Source organism: Paenibacillus sp. Y859 (genome assembly GCF_056786405.1).
Genome location: NZ_JBXCIZ010000004.1, coordinates 248,266 through 267,393, shown reverse-complemented (window position 1 = coordinate 267,393; position 19,128 = coordinate 248,266). Strand labels below are relative to the sequence as shown.

The 19,128-nt window shown below is 41.6% G+C and carries 12 protein-coding genes; all 12 read right to left on the bottom strand.

What is annotated here, in order from left to right:
• Nucleotides 1-81: 81 nt before the first annotated feature.
• Nucleotides 82-1,365: a DUF3999 family protein gene (locus AC1TO8_RS12265; RefSeq protein ID WP_482055894.1), complete on the bottom strand. Its 1,284-nt coding sequence runs from the start codon at nucleotides 1,363-1,365 to the stop codon at nucleotides 82-84.
• Nucleotides 1,334-3,889 (bottom strand): DUF2339 domain-containing protein, encoded by a 2,556-nt coding sequence (locus AC1TO8_RS12260; protein WP_482055893.1) that lies wholly within the window; start codon nucleotides 3,887-3,889, stop codon nucleotides 1,334-1,336. The genes AC1TO8_RS12265 and AC1TO8_RS12260 overlap by 32 nt, the downstream gene beginning before the upstream one ends.
• A 704-nt stretch (nucleotides 3,890-4,593) precedes the next feature.
• Nucleotides 4,594-5,295 carry a thermonuclease family protein gene (locus AC1TO8_RS12255; protein WP_482055892.1) on the bottom strand — a complete coding sequence of 234 codons (702 nt, stop codon included), beginning with the start codon at nucleotides 5,293-5,295 and terminating at the stop codon, nucleotides 4,594-4,596.
• A 7-nt stretch (nucleotides 5,296-5,302) separates the two neighbouring features.
• On the bottom strand, nucleotides 5,303-6,751 hold the full coding sequence (locus AC1TO8_RS12250) for a DEAD/DEAH box helicase (RefSeq protein WP_482055891.1): 1,449 nt from the start codon (nucleotides 6,749-6,751) through the stop codon (nucleotides 5,303-5,305).
• 274 nt (nucleotides 6,752-7,025) lie between these two features.
• The gene (locus tag AC1TO8_RS12245) at nucleotides 7,026-8,618 is read right to left on the bottom strand and encodes a glycoside hydrolase family 43 protein (protein WP_482055890.1); all 1,593 of its coding nucleotides are present in this window, start codon (nucleotides 8,616-8,618) and stop codon (nucleotides 7,026-7,028) included.
• A 17-nt stretch (nucleotides 8,619-8,635) separates the two neighbouring features.
• Nucleotides 8,636-10,726, bottom strand: a complete 2,091-nt coding sequence (locus tag AC1TO8_RS12240; protein ID WP_482055889.1) for an alpha-glucuronidase family glycosyl hydrolase — start codon at nucleotides 10,724-10,726, stop codon at nucleotides 8,636-8,638.
• A 135-nt stretch (nucleotides 10,727-10,861) separates the two neighbouring features.
• On the bottom strand, nucleotides 10,862-11,875 hold the full coding sequence (locus AC1TO8_RS12235) for an endo-1,4-beta-xylanase (protein ID WP_482055888.1): 1,014 nt from the start codon (nucleotides 11,873-11,875) through the stop codon (nucleotides 10,862-10,864).
• Nucleotides 11,876-11,889: 14 nt separating this feature from the next.
• Nucleotides 11,890-12,810, bottom strand: a complete 921-nt coding sequence (locus tag AC1TO8_RS12230; protein WP_482055887.1) for a carbohydrate ABC transporter permease — start codon at nucleotides 12,808-12,810, stop codon at nucleotides 11,890-11,892.
• A 12-nt stretch (nucleotides 12,811-12,822) separates the two neighbouring features.
• Entirely contained in the window at nucleotides 12,823-13,686 is an 864-nt protein-coding gene (locus AC1TO8_RS12225; protein WP_482055966.1) for an ABC transporter permease, read from the bottom strand.
• A gap of 211 nt (nucleotides 13,687-13,897) precedes the next feature.
• Nucleotides 13,898-15,604 (bottom strand): extracellular solute-binding protein, encoded by a 1,707-nt coding sequence (locus AC1TO8_RS12220; protein WP_482055886.1) that lies wholly within the window; start codon nucleotides 15,602-15,604, stop codon nucleotides 13,898-13,900.
• A gap of 127 nt (nucleotides 15,605-15,731) precedes the next feature.
• Entirely contained in the window at nucleotides 15,732-17,447 is a 1,716-nt protein-coding gene (locus tag AC1TO8_RS12215; RefSeq protein ID WP_482055885.1) for a sensor histidine kinase, read from the bottom strand.
• Between the two features lie 23 nt (nucleotides 17,448-17,470).
• Nucleotides 17,471-19,072, bottom strand: a complete 1,602-nt coding sequence (locus tag AC1TO8_RS12210; protein ID WP_482055884.1) for a response regulator — start codon at nucleotides 19,070-19,072, stop codon at nucleotides 17,471-17,473.
• Between the last annotated feature and the right edge of the window lie 56 nt (nucleotides 19,073-19,128).

The following is a 19,128-nucleotide window of genomic DNA, read 5'->3' as shown; positions in this document are numbered from 1 at the left end:
AGACGTTCATATATACGTATAGCTGAGTTATCACCTTATTCTTACCAAGAAGATCTACACTTGGATTATTTGGATTATCCCTTATTTAGAGGGATTCAGCTTCTTGATTAGCAAGACAATCAACACTAACGATACAACGATAATCATCCCGTTGAACCACAACTTTTGTTGTAACCACCATGCAGGATCTTCCTTTGTAGTTGCAGGAACTTCGGCTTTCACTTGTATACTTAGCTTTCCAAGCCCTACATCCTCTTGTTCGATATGACTCTTAAAATTTACAATATCATATTGTGGCTTGGTAGCAGAGGTATTCCCGTAAAGTAACTTATACGGTCCCTCTCCTTTATCCTCGAACACCAACTTGTCAACGATATAGGCTATGCCAATCCCTGCAATGTCTAATGGTAAGTCATCTCGATTATTTATTTCTATTGTTATATAAGGACTTCTGATCGGGTCAGCTGCTGTGATCATATCGTTCCTGATCTGCGCATCTTTGAAGTCCAATTGGTATATTTCTTGTTCCCCAACCGTGTTAATCCTGATCCCCTGATCATCATATAACTTATATGATCTTGTGTAATTATTGCTCTCCGCCATTAACTGCAATTCGTTAATTTGCAGACGGCTTTCATTATTTACGATGATTTGGGTGAACTCATCTTCCTGCTTAACTTCATAGGATGGTCTCCCCAACTTCTTATAGTCTATCCATTGTCGCTCTTGCGTATTATGAATCAGTTGTAAGCTTGGAAATGTCAGTTCCTCTACATTATTGAGAACACTCAATCGATAATATTCATATTTGTACTCGGAGCCTAGATCAATACTATTCTTCTCCAACTGGTCTGTTCGGTACAAATCACTCTGTTCTACGAGTTCCCACTGGTTGCCATCATAACTCCCGTACACCTTAACATGCTTCAGAAAGGCTCCTTCTGGCAACTCCACGGAAAGAAGATTTCCCTGAATATCCACATTGTCTGCCACTCGCGTAATCTTATAATCTAATAACGTATTACCATCTTTCATGGCTGTACGAAGCAATGAAGAGGAATAGACCTTCGCCTGCTCCTTAGCCTCTCCATACCCGCTATCGATATAATAAGGGACGAATTGCCCTTTCTGATTCACTATTCGTAAGCCTCCTAAATTCTCACCCGCTCCAAAGTACACTTCCTCATCTAGAAACAATGCATAATAAGGACCACTACTCTGCAATTCAATCCCCTTCGAGAAACGCCATTCCTGTTGTCCATCTTGTGAGACTGCAACAATAACATCTCTTCCAAAACATACACCCATTAAGAGCATTACCAAGAGGATCACGCTAGTTCTTCGAATCCACTTCAACCTTACCATTGTCATGAGTCTCCCCCATTCTGCTCGATACCCTCTGATAACCATAGGAAATACCCAGTAACACAAGTCCGAATGTGAAATACGCAAACATCTTACTTCCGGCCGATAAGAAACTCAGATCGTACAATATTAATTTCCCTGTGGCGACTAGTGTCAGCCCTAATCCGAGACGTCTAATGTACACATATCGGTAACGGAATCCGAACATGATATACACGATCGCAAGTAGTAAATACAGCACGCTAAAGATCAATCCTACCTCTGTTAATTGGAATTGAACGACTAGAAAAGAGGTTAGTATCCCGAGCAAGTATACCCCTAGAACAACCGGATACATCTCGAGGCTCTTATACTGCTGGCGAATAAATGCAATCAGCACGTCACGGATACTGAAGAACACTAATATGTTAAAGCCAACCAATATACCTAGTGCTATATATTCCGTTGCCGAATTATACATATAATTTGACTGGAGTGCTGGAATGCTTAATGTAATAATGAGACATAAGAAGTAACCGATCCCGTATAAAGCTAGACCGTAGTACTTCACCACGCGGTCATACAACACCGTAACTTTGGATAGTGCATAGGCGAGTCCAATGGTTACTGTCGCGATGAGCAACATTCGATAGAATCCGAAATGGCTGAACTCCCTTGGCACCCAAGTGTTATATAGATTCCCCATCTCGTACATTAAATAAAACCACACGTTCAGTAATGTAGCGTATTTAAACACCTTGATGAGCTGCGCCTCAATAGGTCGACTGTACAGCTGTGCTACCTTCTTATGTTGCTGAACAGCATAATAACATGTGACTAACAGCATGCCTGCAGTAATAAAGCTATATTTCATAACAAAGTGATTAGGATTATAGCCAACCAAGTTTGTTAACATGTCTACTATAAAGAATGATCCTAGACATAGCGTTAGAATACCCCAACCCGCTCTCTCCAACTGCCTAAATCGATTACGACTTCCGTAGATCGTTAACAGAACACCTTCTATAAGCCAACCGATCGATACCCACTCTGCACCGAACTGGAACGGAATCATGAGCACCGCAAATGTAAGCGAAGTGGCGTAGAATAACAGCATAGACTGTTTCTCCTGTTGCATGAACTTTTCGAGGAATCTGCCTAATCCGAAATACACCAGACAGAAGACCAATGCCAGCAATCCATGGAGATTCTCCCAATCTGCTGCGGTAAACAACATATATAATGCGGAGCAACTAATGAACGTGTTCAAGGCTAGTAACGTGAAGTCCCACCAAGATAACTTAGATAAATGCTTAAATGCATACCCCAGCGTAATGCCAAGATACATCGTAAACGTAATTACGACATACAGCATACTGACAGATTCACTATTAGATAACAGAATCAAAGCGACCATAGATGGGACATTGAATAAAAAGCTGATGTAATTGACAACGGCCCAACGCTTGCGAAATGAGACGAGCAGAATGGATACATTCAGTAGGAACAAATAACCCATAGCTACATAAACAGCATTACCCTCAAGACCAAAGGTCCCCATATATGAGAACAACGGCAGATAACCGCCCACAAGACCTAGTGAAATAATACTACGCGAATGATACCTCAAAGACAGTAACACTGCGGTTAACGATACTAGAACAGATAAAGATAAACCGACAGTCATATTGATTATTGCTAACAAAAAGTAACTATAAAAGATAGAACCATACAGCACAGAAATACCGCCACCTAATAACCCTAACGCGAATGTCTGCTTATTCTTACGGAATAACCATTCTCCACCTACTAGCATAAGTACTCCAAGTAAGAAAAAGGTCATACCCTTCATATACCCATTGAACCAACCCGAATACACCAATCTAAAACCAGCACCTACACCCAAAACTAGGAGCAGTATAGCGACCTTATTCAACCAGTTCAATCCGATTTTCATCTCAAATTGGTTCTGCTTTATTCTCTTCTGCATGATCTCTTCTGTCACTTCTTCCGAAGCGAGTTGATCTAGCCCATTCGTAACTTGTTCATGAAGTCTCCTCTCGTCTTCTATCAACCGCTCGCGGTGCAGCATGATCTTATGATTTAACTCGTTAGAGATTTGCGCAAGCTTCGCAGCCATCTCTTCCTTCTCCTCTTTCAGATGGTTGGATGCTCGTTCATACAGACGGTGAACCCCACTCTTTACTTGAACTTCAAATTCTCCTAGCCGATTCGAATGCTCAGCCGTTCTACTTGCAAAGTATGTATCCAATTTCTCTCGTGATACGTGTATAATATTTAATTTCTCATTAAGGATCTGCTCCGTCAGAGAAGTGCGAATTCTCCCATTCTCCTTCTCCAGATGCGCTACCTTAGCTTGCAAAGCCACTAAGCGAAGCTGATGTTCCTTAGCTTTCTCCCGAAGATTCTCATTCTCATGCATTAAGTCATGCGACTCATACTCACGAATTAAAGCTTGAACCTCTTTCGTCAATTTATTCTGACTATCTTGTATAAGAAATAGGCGATCTTTAAACTCGTTCATGCTTTCCCTCCAATACTTTTGACTGTTAATATTTACATTTTACTATAGATAGTCAGCGAAAAGATCATTATTTAGAAAATAAGAAAAACGCCTGCGGCGTCCTTGGTTGAGGAGTTTATGTCGTGGGTAGGAAGGGACTGATTATGGGCTACATCCGCTCTTAAAATCGTGTTCTTTGAATTGTTATTAGATGATGAAACACGACTTTAAAGGCGGACCGTGAACTTTTCGCTCCATACCCATTCCCTTCTTTTGTTCTACTTTCTAGGGTTCTGCTAATTTAAGTGTAGTTTAGGCCCTTATTCGCCAGCGGTAGATTCTCTAACCTTTCTAACGGAAGCCACAGACCTTATTCCACGAAAAATACCAACATGAAATTCTAACGGAAATACAGACCTCTATATGCACATTAACAGCTCAAATCAGAAGGAAATGGCCAAATAAGGTCGCTCACTTCCGCTAAAATTCCAAAAGTGACGATTTAGGCAAAATAGAGGATGCTATTTCCGTTAAAAAATGTACGTGGTTACCCTCCATGATGCCACTACACGCGGTGTCTCCATAGAAATTTATACAACATTAAAAAGTGGGACCCTTCGGTTCCCCAAAAAACTTATACTTTCTTATATTTTGATAAAAAAGACGCCCTCCCATCCGCAGAATGCTCTGCGTTTCGGATTGCGCCTTCTTGTATGCAAGCATCATTATCGACCTGCTTGTCTAAATCCGGAAGCAATAGCTTCCTGATCCGTGCAGAACATGACTTCTGCTTTCGTTTCGTTATATCCTTCCCCACCGGGGATGTGAAATATTTTATCGTTCCGGGAATTAATATTGCCTTTGATCTGCGGATTGTCACAAGATGGAGTTGAATCCGCCTCAGCCCATAATCCTATAACATCATTCTGTGCTTCACGCTTCAGTCCTGAGAATTTCTTAGTGAATAAGACATCAGGAGACAATGACATCGTATTCGCATAACCTTCCATAATCAATGTCTCGTTAAACATGATGGGATCATCCTCAACAAATACAAAACGTAACCATCGATCATATTTATCAGTGTCGCTTACATCCTTGAATAGGTAAACCGTCTGCCCCTCTAGCCGCTGCTTGCTGAAATCACTTGCTTCTTGCCCATAATGCTCCGCTTCGCCAAATACTTCAGGTGTGTTCATTCCAATCATTCGCACCTTCTCACCCGAGGCTGTCACGAAAGTATCCCCGTCTACGATGCGCTTGATGACTGTAATCTCGTACTCCTTATCTAACAGTTCAGGGTAGTCCTTCACAATTTGGGCAGCAAATGAATCCTGAGCCTCTGACACAACATTCCCCGGATCGATACAACCTGATATGAAAATAGAGAGCACTAGAACCATGTATAGATAGGTTCTCATCGTCATTCCTCACTTACCTCTTATTCGCCACATGAACTTTCAACAGTTTCCCTTTGATAGTCGTATCCTTCATCATCTGAAGAACTAGTGGACCCTTACCGTTCAATATTTCAACATAGGATACATTATCCTGGATCGTAATAATACCAATATCGTCAGCTGTTACACCTTCAATTTTGGCCAGGGTACCTACGAAATCTACAGCTCTAATCTTCTTTTTCTTACCACCATTGAAATATAACTTCGTAATTTCTTTGTTTAATTGTTTGTTCTTATCTTGTTTAAGAGTAGGCTCAATACCCATCTTCCCTTGAAAAGCCTCTCTATTCTGTTCAACTGCCTCTTTAGAAGGTGGATTCATTTTAGAAATCGTAAACCCAATATATCCTTCGATTTCACTTAGGAATTTCTCTTCATAAGGAGTTACAAATGTGATCGCTTTACCTGTCTTACCCGCACGACCCGTTCTTCCTGTACGATGTACATAACTTTCCTTCTCCATAGGCAGATCATAGTTGATGACATGGGTGATATTATCAATATCAATCCCTCTCGCTGCTACATCCGTAGCTACCAGATAGCGGAATTGGCCTCTTCTGAAATCATTCATCACTTCGAAACGATCCTCTTGAAGCATACCCCCATGAATTTTGGCACAGGTATAGTTGGCATTAGTTAATTGTTCCGTTACTTGATTCACATGCTCTTGCGTCCGGCAGAAAATAATACAGCTATCTGGATTCTCAACTACCGTTACATCTTTAAGCAAAGAGAATTTCTCTGATTCTCTCACTTCATATAATGAATGCTTGATCGTATCTGTTGTGATACCAGTAGCTTGAATTTCTATGACAGCAGGATTATTCATATACTTGTAGCATAGTTTCTCCACATCATGCGGTAACGTTGCTGAGAACAACATCGTCAATCGTTCTTTCGGAAGCTTCTCAATAATGGATTCTACCTGCTGAATGAATCCCATATTCAACATTTCATCCGCCTCATCAATCACAAGATACTCCAAACGATCAAGCGCAAACGTTCCCCTTTCGATATGATCTAATACACGCCCAGGCGTTCCAACAACGACATGACTCTTCTGTTTCAACTCCGCCGTTTGTTTCGCATAAGGTGTCTTTCCGTAAAGAGCCGTAGCCTTAATCCGTTTGTATCGTCCGATGTTCGTGATATCTTCATTCACTTGTACAGCCAACTCACGGGTAGGTGTTAGAATGAGCGCTTGCGGCTTGTTCTCTTTCCAATCAACCATGTCGCAGATCGGAATACCGAAGGCTGCCGTCTTTCCACTTCCGGTCTGTGATTTCACGACAAGATCCTGTCTATCTAGCGCCATCGGTATCACTTCACGTTGTACCTCTGTTGGATGGTTATAACCTAGGTTATTAAGTGCCCTTACAATTTCTTCACTAAGTGTATAGTCTGTAAATCCTTGATTGCTCATGTTTCGACCTCTTCTATTCCAGTTTATTTGCCTTATGGACATATGTTTCCACGAATCACCTATCACATATACTCTATTATACTCGAAAAGAGGAATTTATTTCAGTCTTACTGAACCAAGTAGAAACATAAGGATTAGAATATGAAGTGAAACTTATATTTTCTTATATTTCAAAAAAACCAGAGTATTATCCGTTAAGGAATACTCTGGCTTGATTTCTATTATTTAAATGGATCAATACTATTATTCGCATGAGGTGTAAATCCCCTCTTCGTTACTCTGAAATATGGTAATCGAAGTAGTGATAGTAAGCAGAAGTCTGACTGTCCACACCATTACCCGTTGCATAAAGACCCATTAGAGCTCCGGTAAATCCACCGTTTCGTTCTGGTGATACGATGTTCGCTGCCGCTGTAGCAAGTGTATTCCAAGTCGATCCATCCGTAGAATACGCTAGTTCATATTCACGCTCTTGCGAAATAATACGTAGCTCAATGATATCTTCTAACACAGATACCTCTCCCAGTAGCGTCGTCTCTCCGCGATCAACAGCAACTGCCATTAGCACTCGATCCCCATTTACTCTGCGAACCCCAAGGGTAAGATGTCCCTGTTCGTTCAACCTTACCGCTAACCCAGCTTCCTCTCCATCCACTTGTGGAGCGAATAGTAACTCTGATGATACAGTCATACAACGATGTTGTTGGCGTACGCCAACGAATAGCGATGGCTCGTTATCCTTAAGGCCGTGTCTATTCCCTTTAAGCGAAATGTACCCTGGCAACTCACTCAACGACAGCCGTTCTTCTGGCAACGTACGGATAAATGCCCACCGATGATCAAGTTGCTCGTCATCGAAGTCATCTCGCCAGCCTATGGAACCAGAAGTATCTGACCCGCCTATCTGAGATTCATTCGCTTCGTCTTCATCCGCATCGTTCATTTCTGGATTCTTCCCTAACCGATTCACGATCATCTCCTGTTGCACAGTACCGTCATTGTTATCAACTGTCGGCCAACCGTCCTCACTCCATGTTACTGGGGCAAGGAATGTCTCCCGACCAAGGACACTATATTGCCCATCAACGGGACGTACACCTAGAAATAACGTCCACCAATCTCCATTTGAATCCTCAACCAGCTCAGCATGCCCAAGGTTCTGGAAGGGATGATCAGCAAGTTGATTATGTGTTAACATCGGATGTGGCATCATTTCAAAAGGACCATACGGCGTGCGTGCTCGGTATACGAGTACTCGATGATCTGGACCCGTACCACCACATGCGCAAGTTATATAATAGAAACCATTGATTTTGTACAGATGAGGACCTTCCGTCCATACGCCACCATCACCCCTTGCAACGACAACAGGTTCGCTCAACGCCTTACCCGTACTAATATCTATCTCATATTGGATAATATGAGATTCTTGATCTGCGCCCTTCTGTATAGTCACATATACCTTGCCATCATCATCAAAGAACAAGGATGGGTCAATATTTCCGTAAAGAGGAATCAAGATGGGGTCAGACCACGGTCCCTCGGGCTTTTCTGCTGTAATAAAGAAGTTCCCGATACCATAAACATCTGTCGTAATTAGATAGAATACGCCCTCATGATAGCGAAGTGTAGGCGCATATATCCCTTCAGAGCTTTGTCTGCTGGACAAATCAAGCTGGCTCTTGCGGGTTAGCGCATGACCTATCTGTTGCCAATGGATAAGGTCCCGACTATGAAATATCGGCAGACCTGGGTAGTATTCAAAGGAACTAACAGCCATGTAGAAATCATCATTTACACGAATAACGCTCGGATCTGGATGGAACCCCGAGAGGACTGGGTTCTTATAACTTTTCAGTATACTCATTGTCTGTATTCCCTCCATTAGTAAATGGTTCTACCCTGCTCATCTTCTACGCCTGATTTACGATAAAAATACGTATTGATAACATCTCGCCAGTGATGAGCATGCTCCATCTGCTCTTGCAGACGTTCCGTCACCTGATTGAAACGATCACTATCTACTAGACCCTCCAGCTCAGACCATTCTCTCTGAAGTAGCTTCGTTGCCTCTGCTCCCTCGAAGTGATCATCATAAATATGTTGGATAACGGTCTTACCCGAATGAAGGCGATGACTATACGGAACATGGTGGAAGAACAACAGAAGTTCGTCTGGGCATGATTCTATAGACTCATATAAAGCCGCATTCTCAGCATAATATTGAGATGCATAACCCGTTCCCGTCGCTGATGTACGGTCTACGCCCATCCCATTTCGATCAGCAAAATGATACGTTCCCCAACGTGAATATTCATAGCCATCCACATCTGGTCCATAATGATAATGCGGTGTTACCATCCAGCCAACGCTTAGCGGTGCTGTATAGCTCTCATATATAGACCAAGATTTCATCAATATGCCACATACGATTCCCACTACTTGAGCATCATTCCCAAATGTGAGCTTCGCCCACTCTTCCGCAATGTCCTCAGAGGATAAGTCTGGATTCCAAATGAGTCTGCCATATCCATATAGATTTACTTGAGCTAATGTATGCCCCGTCCAGTTCTCGTCATCTCCGATATTCGAGACTGCAGCAATACCGCTGTATTTCATATTGAACACAGATCCCTCTACGACTCTCTTGACCTGTGCCCCTTGCTCATTAGCATGTGTCTCGAAATCAAGTACTGCCTTCCATTGTGGTACTAGATAGCATACATGCCGCTGTTGGCCGGTATACTCTTGTGTAATTTGGAATTCTAACATCTGATTCGTCTGCTTCATCGCACCGAATAACGGCGAGACAGGCTCCCGCACTTGGAAATCCATCGGTCCATTCTTAATTTGTAACATCACATTATTCCTGAACCTTCCATCCAATGGTTTGAAATGGTCATATGCCGCACGTGCTCGATCTGTTGATCGATCACGCCAATCCTGCATACAGTCGTATACGAAACAACGCCAGATCACAATTCCACCATGTGGTTCCAGCGCTTCGGCAAGCATGTTCGCCCCATCTGCGTGATCGCGATTATACGTAAACGGACCTGGACGATGCTCTGAATCCGCCTTAACGAGGAAACCACCGAAGTCTGGAATGCATTGGTACACAACATCTGCGGTATTACGCCACCATTGTCGAACACCTTCGTCCAATGGATCAGCCGTTGTCAGTCCACCGACTTCAATCGGTGCCGCAAAGTTCACACTGAGAAACAGACGAATGCCGTATTCACGAAATACTCCTGCAACTCTTGCCACATCAGGTAGCCGTTCGGGCGTGATGAAGCCTGTCTCTATCTCATGCACATTGACATTATTTATGGAAATACTATTAATCCCGACGGAGGCTAACATCCGTGCGTAATCTTTGACTCTAACTAAATGTTCCGTAATCTTCCCATTATAATAGAAGATAGACGAACCAGCATATCCCCGCTCAATAGAACCATCTACATTATCCCATTGATTAATCATCCGCATCTGATTGGTTGGTTGATCTATTATATATTGCCCTGTAAGCTGAACGCCGCTTGCGATAAGTCTCAACAAGTGAAATACACCGTATAAGATTCCAGTTGTAGAACCCCCAATCAACAACAAACAACTCCCGTGATTCGAAACGATATGCCGTAATATAAATCCTTCGATTGAGAGATTCTTAATATCTTGCAACACATCTAATGAGGAACCTTGATCGCCTTCAAGCTCTACCCAATCTTTTGCCTCTGTTGCTGTGCCTATACGAATATACGAAGATTCTGTGGACTCACTTGTCACATCAATTCTAATACCTAACATGGAAGAGACTGCTTCCTTCAGTTCATGTATCGCAGCATTCATGACGACATCCGTTGTTCTAATTCCCGTCACGACATTCCCAAGAATCTCAGTGTACACAGCTCGTAATGCTGGATCCTTCACCTCAGAATATTGTAGCCAGGCTTTATATAAAGTGCTTTCCATACGATATATTCCCTCCTTGGGTATCATAAGCTTGTATTTAAATGTAGGATTTATATTATATTATACAACAAATGCCGGTCACGAAGACCGGCATCACGGATAAATACGGCTATGCCGTTTCTTCTTGTCTAAAGCCTATTTCTCTTGTCCCACAAGTCTATTGAAGGCAGCCTTCGGCTGATGCAACTCATCAAACAGGAATGGCCAATTCTTCCGTCCTCGTACTGGGAAATCATCCAACCATGTGTAATCATCAGCCGCTCCCCAGAAGGTAACAGAAGTGATTTCACTTCGATACTCTTTCATTAGCTTGAACATCGCATCATATCGCTCTGCTTGCATCTCTAGCAAATCCTCTGGAGGAGCAGTCAGATCTGTACGCTTATCATCGAAACGGAATAAGGATACATCCAGTTCTGTAAAGTTCAGTTTCAGACCAAGGGAAGCATACTTCTCAATCGCACTACGAATATCATCTAGTGATGGATCATATAAATTCCAATGCGCTTGAAGACCTACACCGTGGATCGGCACTCCTTGATCAAGAAGTGACTTCACTAACTTATAAATCTTATCTCGCTTAAGCGGATGAGATTCATTGTAATCGTTATAGAATAACAACGCTTTCGGATCAGCCTCATGTGCATACTCGAATGCTTTGGCAATGAAATCAGGTCCAATAATATCTAGCCACTTCGACTTCCGGAGCAATTCTTCCCCTTCGTCCGCAATGACCTCATTCACTACATCCCAAGCATAAATGTCATTCGTATATCGACCTACTACCGTATCGATATGCGCCTTCATTCGCCCAAGTAATGTCTCGCGATCAATAGCCTTGCCATTCTTGTCTTCGAATAACCAATTCGTTGTTTGATTATGCCAGACTAACGTATGTCCTCGCATCGACATATCGTTACTCCGTGCGAAGTCTACCAGTTGGTCTGCCAACTCGAATGTATATGTGTCCTCCGTTGGGTGTAGACTCTCGAACTTCATTTCGTTCTCCGCTGTAATGCTATTGAAATGATAAGCTAGCAATTCCTTCTGAGTAATAATCGTCTTAGGGTTCACCGCTGCCCCAATCAGAAAGTCCTCAGCGAATACTTCCTTCAGCTTCGCTTCCTTACGCACTCCTGTAATCGTCATAAAGTATCTCCTCCTTATCCTTTTACGCCACCAATAGTCATCCCTTGAACAAAGTACTTCTGTAAGAATGGATACACCAACATAATCGGAACACTGGCAACTATTGTCATCGTAGCACGAATAGATGTTGGTGTAACTTGATTGGCTATACTCCCAGTAGAGAACATGGTTGAATAATCCTGAGAGTTCATAGATGCACCTGAGTTCTGCAATATCTTCATAAGCTCATATTGTAGCGTACTTAACTCAGGATAAGATGAGTTGTAGAGGAACACGTCAAACCACGAGTTCCATTGAGCCACTGCCGTAAAGAGTGAGACAGTTGCAAGTACAGGTACACATAATGGAACTACGATACGTAAGAACGTTGTGAATTCCCCTGCTCCATCGATCCGTGCTGATTCAAGGATTCCTTCAGGTAATCCCTCAATAAACGAACGGATAACGATAACGTTGAATACTCCGATCAATCCAGGAATGATATATACAGAGAAGCTACCAATCATACCTAGTTCACGAATAAGTAAGAAGTTAGGAATCAATCCACCACTGAAATACATGGTAAGGATAAAAGCAAGAGATACAAACTTACGTAGTACATATTCCGGACGACTGATCGTATAGGCTACCATAGAACAACATAATACGGAGGTTACCGTACCTATGATCGTTCTCATTGCTGAAATAAAGGTCGCTTGGTAGATCGATGATTCTTTTAGAATATATTTGTAGTTCTCTAACGTGAATTCTCTAGGCCATAAATAGATACCGCCTTTAATCGAGTCATTCGCCTGATTGAGTGAAACCGCTAATGTATTAATAAAGGGATATAGTGTCACTACGACTAGTAATAACATCATTAGAATATTGAAGGTGTCAAAAGCCCGATCCCCAGGGGATTTGAAACGCGCATATTTCTGTCCTGTCTTTGCCATTATAAATCCTCCTTAGAAAAGTCTATCTTCGCCCAATTTCTTCGCGATGTTGTTAGCACTGAATAACAAAATAAAACTGACGATAGTCTTGAACATTCCAGCTGCAATAGATAATGAGAAGTTACCCATTTGAATACCATATTTGAGTACGAAGATATCTAGGTTCTCAGAGAAGTCGATATTCATCCCGTTGCCGAGCAAGTATTGCGGTTCGAATCCAGACTCAAGTAAGTTACCAATATTCATAATCATTAGAATAACAATAACAGGCTTGATACCTGGTAGTGTAATATGCCAGATCCTCTTGAAACGCCCTGCTCCATCGATTTCTGCAGCCTCATATAGTGACGGATCTACCGATGTTATTGCCGTTAAATATATAATAGTGTTCCAGCCGACATTCTTCCAGACTTCTGAAGCACCGAGTATTCCCCAGAAATATTCACCTTTTCCAAGCCATAGGACCGGCTCATCGATAAAACCAACCCACATAAGCAATTCGTTAATAACTCCTCCGTCTGCTGATAGCACGGTAGTGATAATACTGGCAGCAACTACCCATGATATAAAGTGAGGTAGATAACTGATAGTCTGTACAACCCTTTTAAACATCACCTTACGTAGTTCATTAAGTAGTAACGCTAGAATAATTGCTGTACAAAATCCTAATACAAGGTTTATAAAGCTCATGGCTAATGTATTCCGAAGTACTAATAGGAAATGTTTATCTTGAAATAAGAAACTAAAATGCTTTAGACCAACCCATTTCTGATCCGTAAAGCCTTTAGCTGGTTTGAAATCCTGAAAAGCAATGGTCCAGCCCCAAAGAGGGACATATTTAAAAACAAATAACCAGATTAAAAAAGGAACGGACATGAATACCAATACCTTCTGCTGACGAATTCTCTTCAAGAAAAGTTTCCATCCTGTTGGTGTATCAACTATCGTTGGAAACTCATGTGGTACTATTGGAGTGCTATTGCTCACAGTATATTCTCCTCTCTATCCTCCGTAGAATCGATAAATGAGAAAGGAAGGGCCGTCGACCAAATCTAGACAACTCCCCTTCCCTTCTCCAACAATCGTTCTACTTACCTGTTAATATTTCTACTTTTTTAGCTACTCCAGCATTAATTACATCTTCAAATGACTTAACATCTAGTTTGTTAAATTCTGTGTAATATTCGGTCCAAATCTTCTCGAAACTAGCAGGAGCTGCAAGGACTAGTTGTGGGAAGTATTTGCGTTGTAAGTCACTTCTCTTCTGTTCGAAGACTTGCGCATCTGATCCTTGTGGAATCGCAATGCTCCATGCAGGATACCAAGGGCGTTCATCTGGTGCAGAGAAAAGTTGAGAGAAGGATTCAATATTGTAAGCCTCCAACAACTTCTTATCACCATCAGTATATGACATTTGTGCAACTTCTGGTTGAGTTCCTGGACTTACAGAGTTACCATCCGTATACGATGATCCCCCACCATACATTGGCCAGCTATAATTGAAATAGGTGAAACCAAATGATTGTTGAAACGCTTTCTCATTCGTTTGTACAATTTGTTCTGCTGTACGGTGGAAGCGTCCTTCCTCATTAACACCAAAGGTCTCACCCTCAATTCCCCATTGGTTGAGAACTTGGTTCTCATCAGTTAGCATATTATCGAAGAATTGAATAATACGAACTGGGTCCTTAGCACTAACTGTGATACCGATACCCCGATTGTTTACAAAGGATGGTGGCTCAATATATTGATCCTTTATGTCTTCGTCAAATACGATAGGAAGTGCCATATAATCTAGATCATCGTTACCCGTTGCTACTGCAGCTTCACGAAGACTATTCATGCCATCTGCCGCTTGCCATTTGTAGTCAAAGAATCCAAGAACTTTACCGGAAGCAAGCTTCGCAATATATTGATCTTTCGTATCCACGAAGGATGACTTATCGAAAAGTCCCTCAGCATTGAGCTTGTTCAATTCTTGAAGATAACGTTTAGTGCTATCTACATCGTCTCCATAATCACTTGCTTGGTGAGTCTCCATATCAATGATAGTGCCACCATCGTTCGGATAGCCTGCCAAATGCATTGGTGGATTAGTGAAAGCGAAGAACTGGTCTTGTGAAGTCAGTGCCAAGTAAGCAATCATATCTTCTTCAGGATGCTTAGCAACATAATCACGAATTAAGTTCAAATATTGATCATATGTCTTAATTGTTGGGTATCCAGCTTCTTTCAACACCCGACGTTGAATCCAGAATGCACCTTGTGTTATATTGGGTTCTGGCTGAAACTCGCCTACGGTTGCACTGAATGGTAGGAAGTTGATATTACCTTCCTCATCCTTCATTAAGTTGAAATAAGGTTCATATACTCGTTTAATGTTCGGACCATGTTCCTCGATCAAATCATTGAGAGGGATGAACGCACCTGCATCAACAATCTTATCAATAGACTCTCCTGGTACGATGACATCTGGAAAGTCATTACTGGCAATAAATGTACCAACCTTCGTATTCTCATCACCTACGAGATGCTCAATTTTCCAATTCACACCCGTCTGATCTTCGTAGATTTTTCCAATATTTGTGTCTTTCGTGTTAACATCTTTCCCTGCTGCTGCACTGAAATAACTGAAAGTAACCTTATCTACCTTTTGCTCTGTTGCTACCGGATCTTTCGCAGTACCCGTGTTACCCCCACTTGCTGTATTCCCATTATTACCGGAACAGCCCGCTAGAATAGTCCCCATCATAACTGCCGCTAGACAAATCAAGCCTATCTGTTTCTTTCCCATACTCATGACAATCCCCTTTCGAACTATGATTGTTTTGTAAGCACTTTCATATTCATTATAGATCAGCGACTTTATTACGTTTACCCACCATTCTAAAGTTGACACTTAGAAAACTATAGATACTTCATTATTCTTCTAATGGGATTGTGAGCATAATCTGAGTTCCCTCTCCAGGATGACTATCGATCACTAGCTCAAAGCGTGTACCGAAATATAGCTTAAGACGATAGATTACATTCTGTATACCTACCCTTTCGCCCATATCTTCCTCTTCCTTGATATAACTGTAAAGCCGCTCGATCTTCTCATGTTCCATCCCCACACCGTTGTCTTGGATAAGAAAAACAAGATCGTTTCGATCCCGCTTAATATCCACCACAATCTGTCCACCTGACTTCAGTGGTTCAATTCCATGAATACTCGCATTCTCCACGAATGTTAAGACAGACATCTTAGGAATAAGGAACTTATACAGACTCTCTTCGACTCGCACAGTATAATCAAGCTTATCTCCGAAACGATATCTTTGAATCTCAAGAAAACAGTGAATGAAATCAAGCTCTTCCTTGAGCGTAATCATATCCTTCTTCCAGATAAGCGAGTTGCGGAATATCTTTGCCATGTTCTGTATGATATGAGCCGTCTCCTTCTCATCCTTCATGACACTACGCATTCGGATAGTCTCTAGTGCATTAAAGAGGAAATGAGGATTGATCTGACTCTGCAAAGCATTAAGTTGAGCATGCCTACGTTGAATCTCGAGATCTTTCTTCTGAATATCTGCCACGTACACATCATTAATTAAATTGGCGATCTGGAGAGTCATTCGATTGAACTCTTCCGTCAATTGACCAATCTCATCTTGAGAATGATCTTCCTTAATGATATCAAAGTGTTGATTCTTAACCCTCTTCATATGTTTCAAAATACGGATAATCCGTACGTTCAGTGAGCGAGTGACCCAGATAATAATACAAGTAGGTAAAAGCGTATTCATGATTGTAATCAGAATGATGAAATTACGCGATTGATGTACTTCCTTGAATACTTCCTCCTTGGAAGCCCTTGTTACGATGCTCCATCCATTCAGATCATTCGTCATCGTATATTTCGTGCGAAATTCAATCTGATCATCAGAAGATTCTATCGTATTGAAAGCTACAGGCTCCTTGTCTATATCGATGCTCGGATCCGTTGTATACTGAATCTGACCGTTTCCGTCCAATAGATAAGTGCTACCTTGTAAATTCAAATTGCTAAATATCTGTTTTATAGACGACATTTTCATATCAATTTTTAGGATCTTCTGATAATTATTTTGCGAATAAAAGGAATCCATCCTGCGAATGACGCTGAACGTTCTCATCGACTCGCCACCACCTGTCCGCACGATGATCGGTTGAGACCAACGATTACTCACAATCTGCTCGTACCACTCGTTCTCCATCACTCGCTCATCAATCATATTAACCCCGCCAGAATATAATAACGTCGGATTATTCACATAGATCGTGATCTCCCCCACCGCATTATATACAGGGCTGTATGCATTTAGAATTCGGCGCAGATAGCCGTCATATGCTCCAATGTACGCAGCAGGATGAGTATATTCTGTATCAATAACTTCATTTAATAGATGATCCATATAGAACAAGGATGATATTTCCATCGTGCCTTCGACTTCCTTTGCGAACTCGTTCTTTATCTGCTCCATAGCGCGAGTGCTATCTTCAATAATTTGATCTTTCATATTATTGGTCGTCGTATAATAGAAAATATAACTAATAATTAAGAGTGGCACGAATACGCATAAAAAATAAATGATCAACATTTTACCACGCATGCGAATATTATTCAGACTAAGTCTCATTCAGCCGTCCTTTGGGACTTCCCCCCCTTTATTAAACTGTTACGATATTCACTTGGGGTAACGCCTTCAATCTTCTCAAATCGGGTTACAAAATAATCACTGTTTCCAAATCCTACCCGTTCAGCCACTTCGTAAATACGTAGATCAGTCTGCCGCAATAGCCTTTTCGCCTCATTAACCCTCAATTGTTGCAAGAAATCGTTAAAATACATCCCGTATGTCTTCTTAAAAACCTGACCTAGATATACTGGATTAATATAAAATACCGCCGCAATGGACTTAAGACTAATATTTTCCTGATAATTCGCTTCAATATATGACCTAATTTTCGGAATATCGCCACCTTGCTGTTTTTTCCGGAGATTAGCAATATACCGACCACTCTCCTCCGCGAACTTCATGAAGATTCTTCTTAACTCGCTAAGAGACAGATTCAAGTCATGCCAGTCCAATAGCATCTCTAATGTAGTGATTTCCTGCTTATCACCATCCATTTCATGAATGATTCTAACGATCATCGTCACGCATTGATGGATATTCGTTTTCACTGCTTCTGGTGCATAGCATTTGTCACGGAAGTTATCAAATATCTCATCAATCGTTTTGTTCAAATTTTCAAATGCCATCTCCTCAATCTGTTCAACCAGTTGGCTATACAGCTTATCGTCCAGACTCATATATTGCAGCGCCTGCATGGACCCTTCATCATGAATAACGATACCTGTATCATCATGCACATATTTGTATTGTAGCGCTTCCTTAGCACTTCGATATGATTCACGTATGTTCGTTAGGCACTCTACCTTGCAGCCTGCATACAAGAAAATTCTGAAACCACATTCATTCCTCAGCTGTTCCAACAGAACTTCTACGAATGGCCCAATCTTACCTTGGAAGGGCTGAAGCATACTGTCTGGAATGATGAAACCAATACGGTTACGATGCTCATGTAAATAGAAGGGCTGTCCGCCCCCTGTGATCCGTTGGAGAGTCCGTTGCAGAATTTCCCTGAATACTGAAAGGCTTGGAGACATCCCCTCTTCCGTTGCAAGATGAATATCATTTAACTCAGCAAACATATAATATAGTCCACTCACTTCTTTCAACATCAGCCGATCTTCCCATTCAGCCAAGAAAGCATCGTCTGGATGATCTAGAATAAGTGTCTCTATCATCGCACCGGTCAACAGGTTATCCTTAATACTACGATCCTCTTGATCTCGGGTTAGCTTCATCATTAGTGCTTGAAGCGTTTCAGTGAATTCAATCTCGTCTATGGGCTTAAGAATGAAATCATGCACACCATATCTCACTGCCTTCTGAGCATAATTAAAATCATCATATCCGCTAATGATAATAAACACGGGATCTGCAGCCTCTTCCTCAGTAACCCTTCTTATAAGTTCCAGTCCATCAAGAACAGGCATACGGATATCCGTAATGACTAGATCAGGCTCAATTCTTCCTATCAATTCTAATGCATCTTCTCCATTGTCAGCTTCCCCTACAACTTCGAACCCACAAGCTTCCCAGTCGATCAATTTAATTAACCCTTTACGGGTAAACATTTCATCATCTACTATAATAACTTTAAACATTATGTGCTCCCCTCTCTGCAGTCATGTAACTATTTCAAAAAGACTCTTAAAAACTC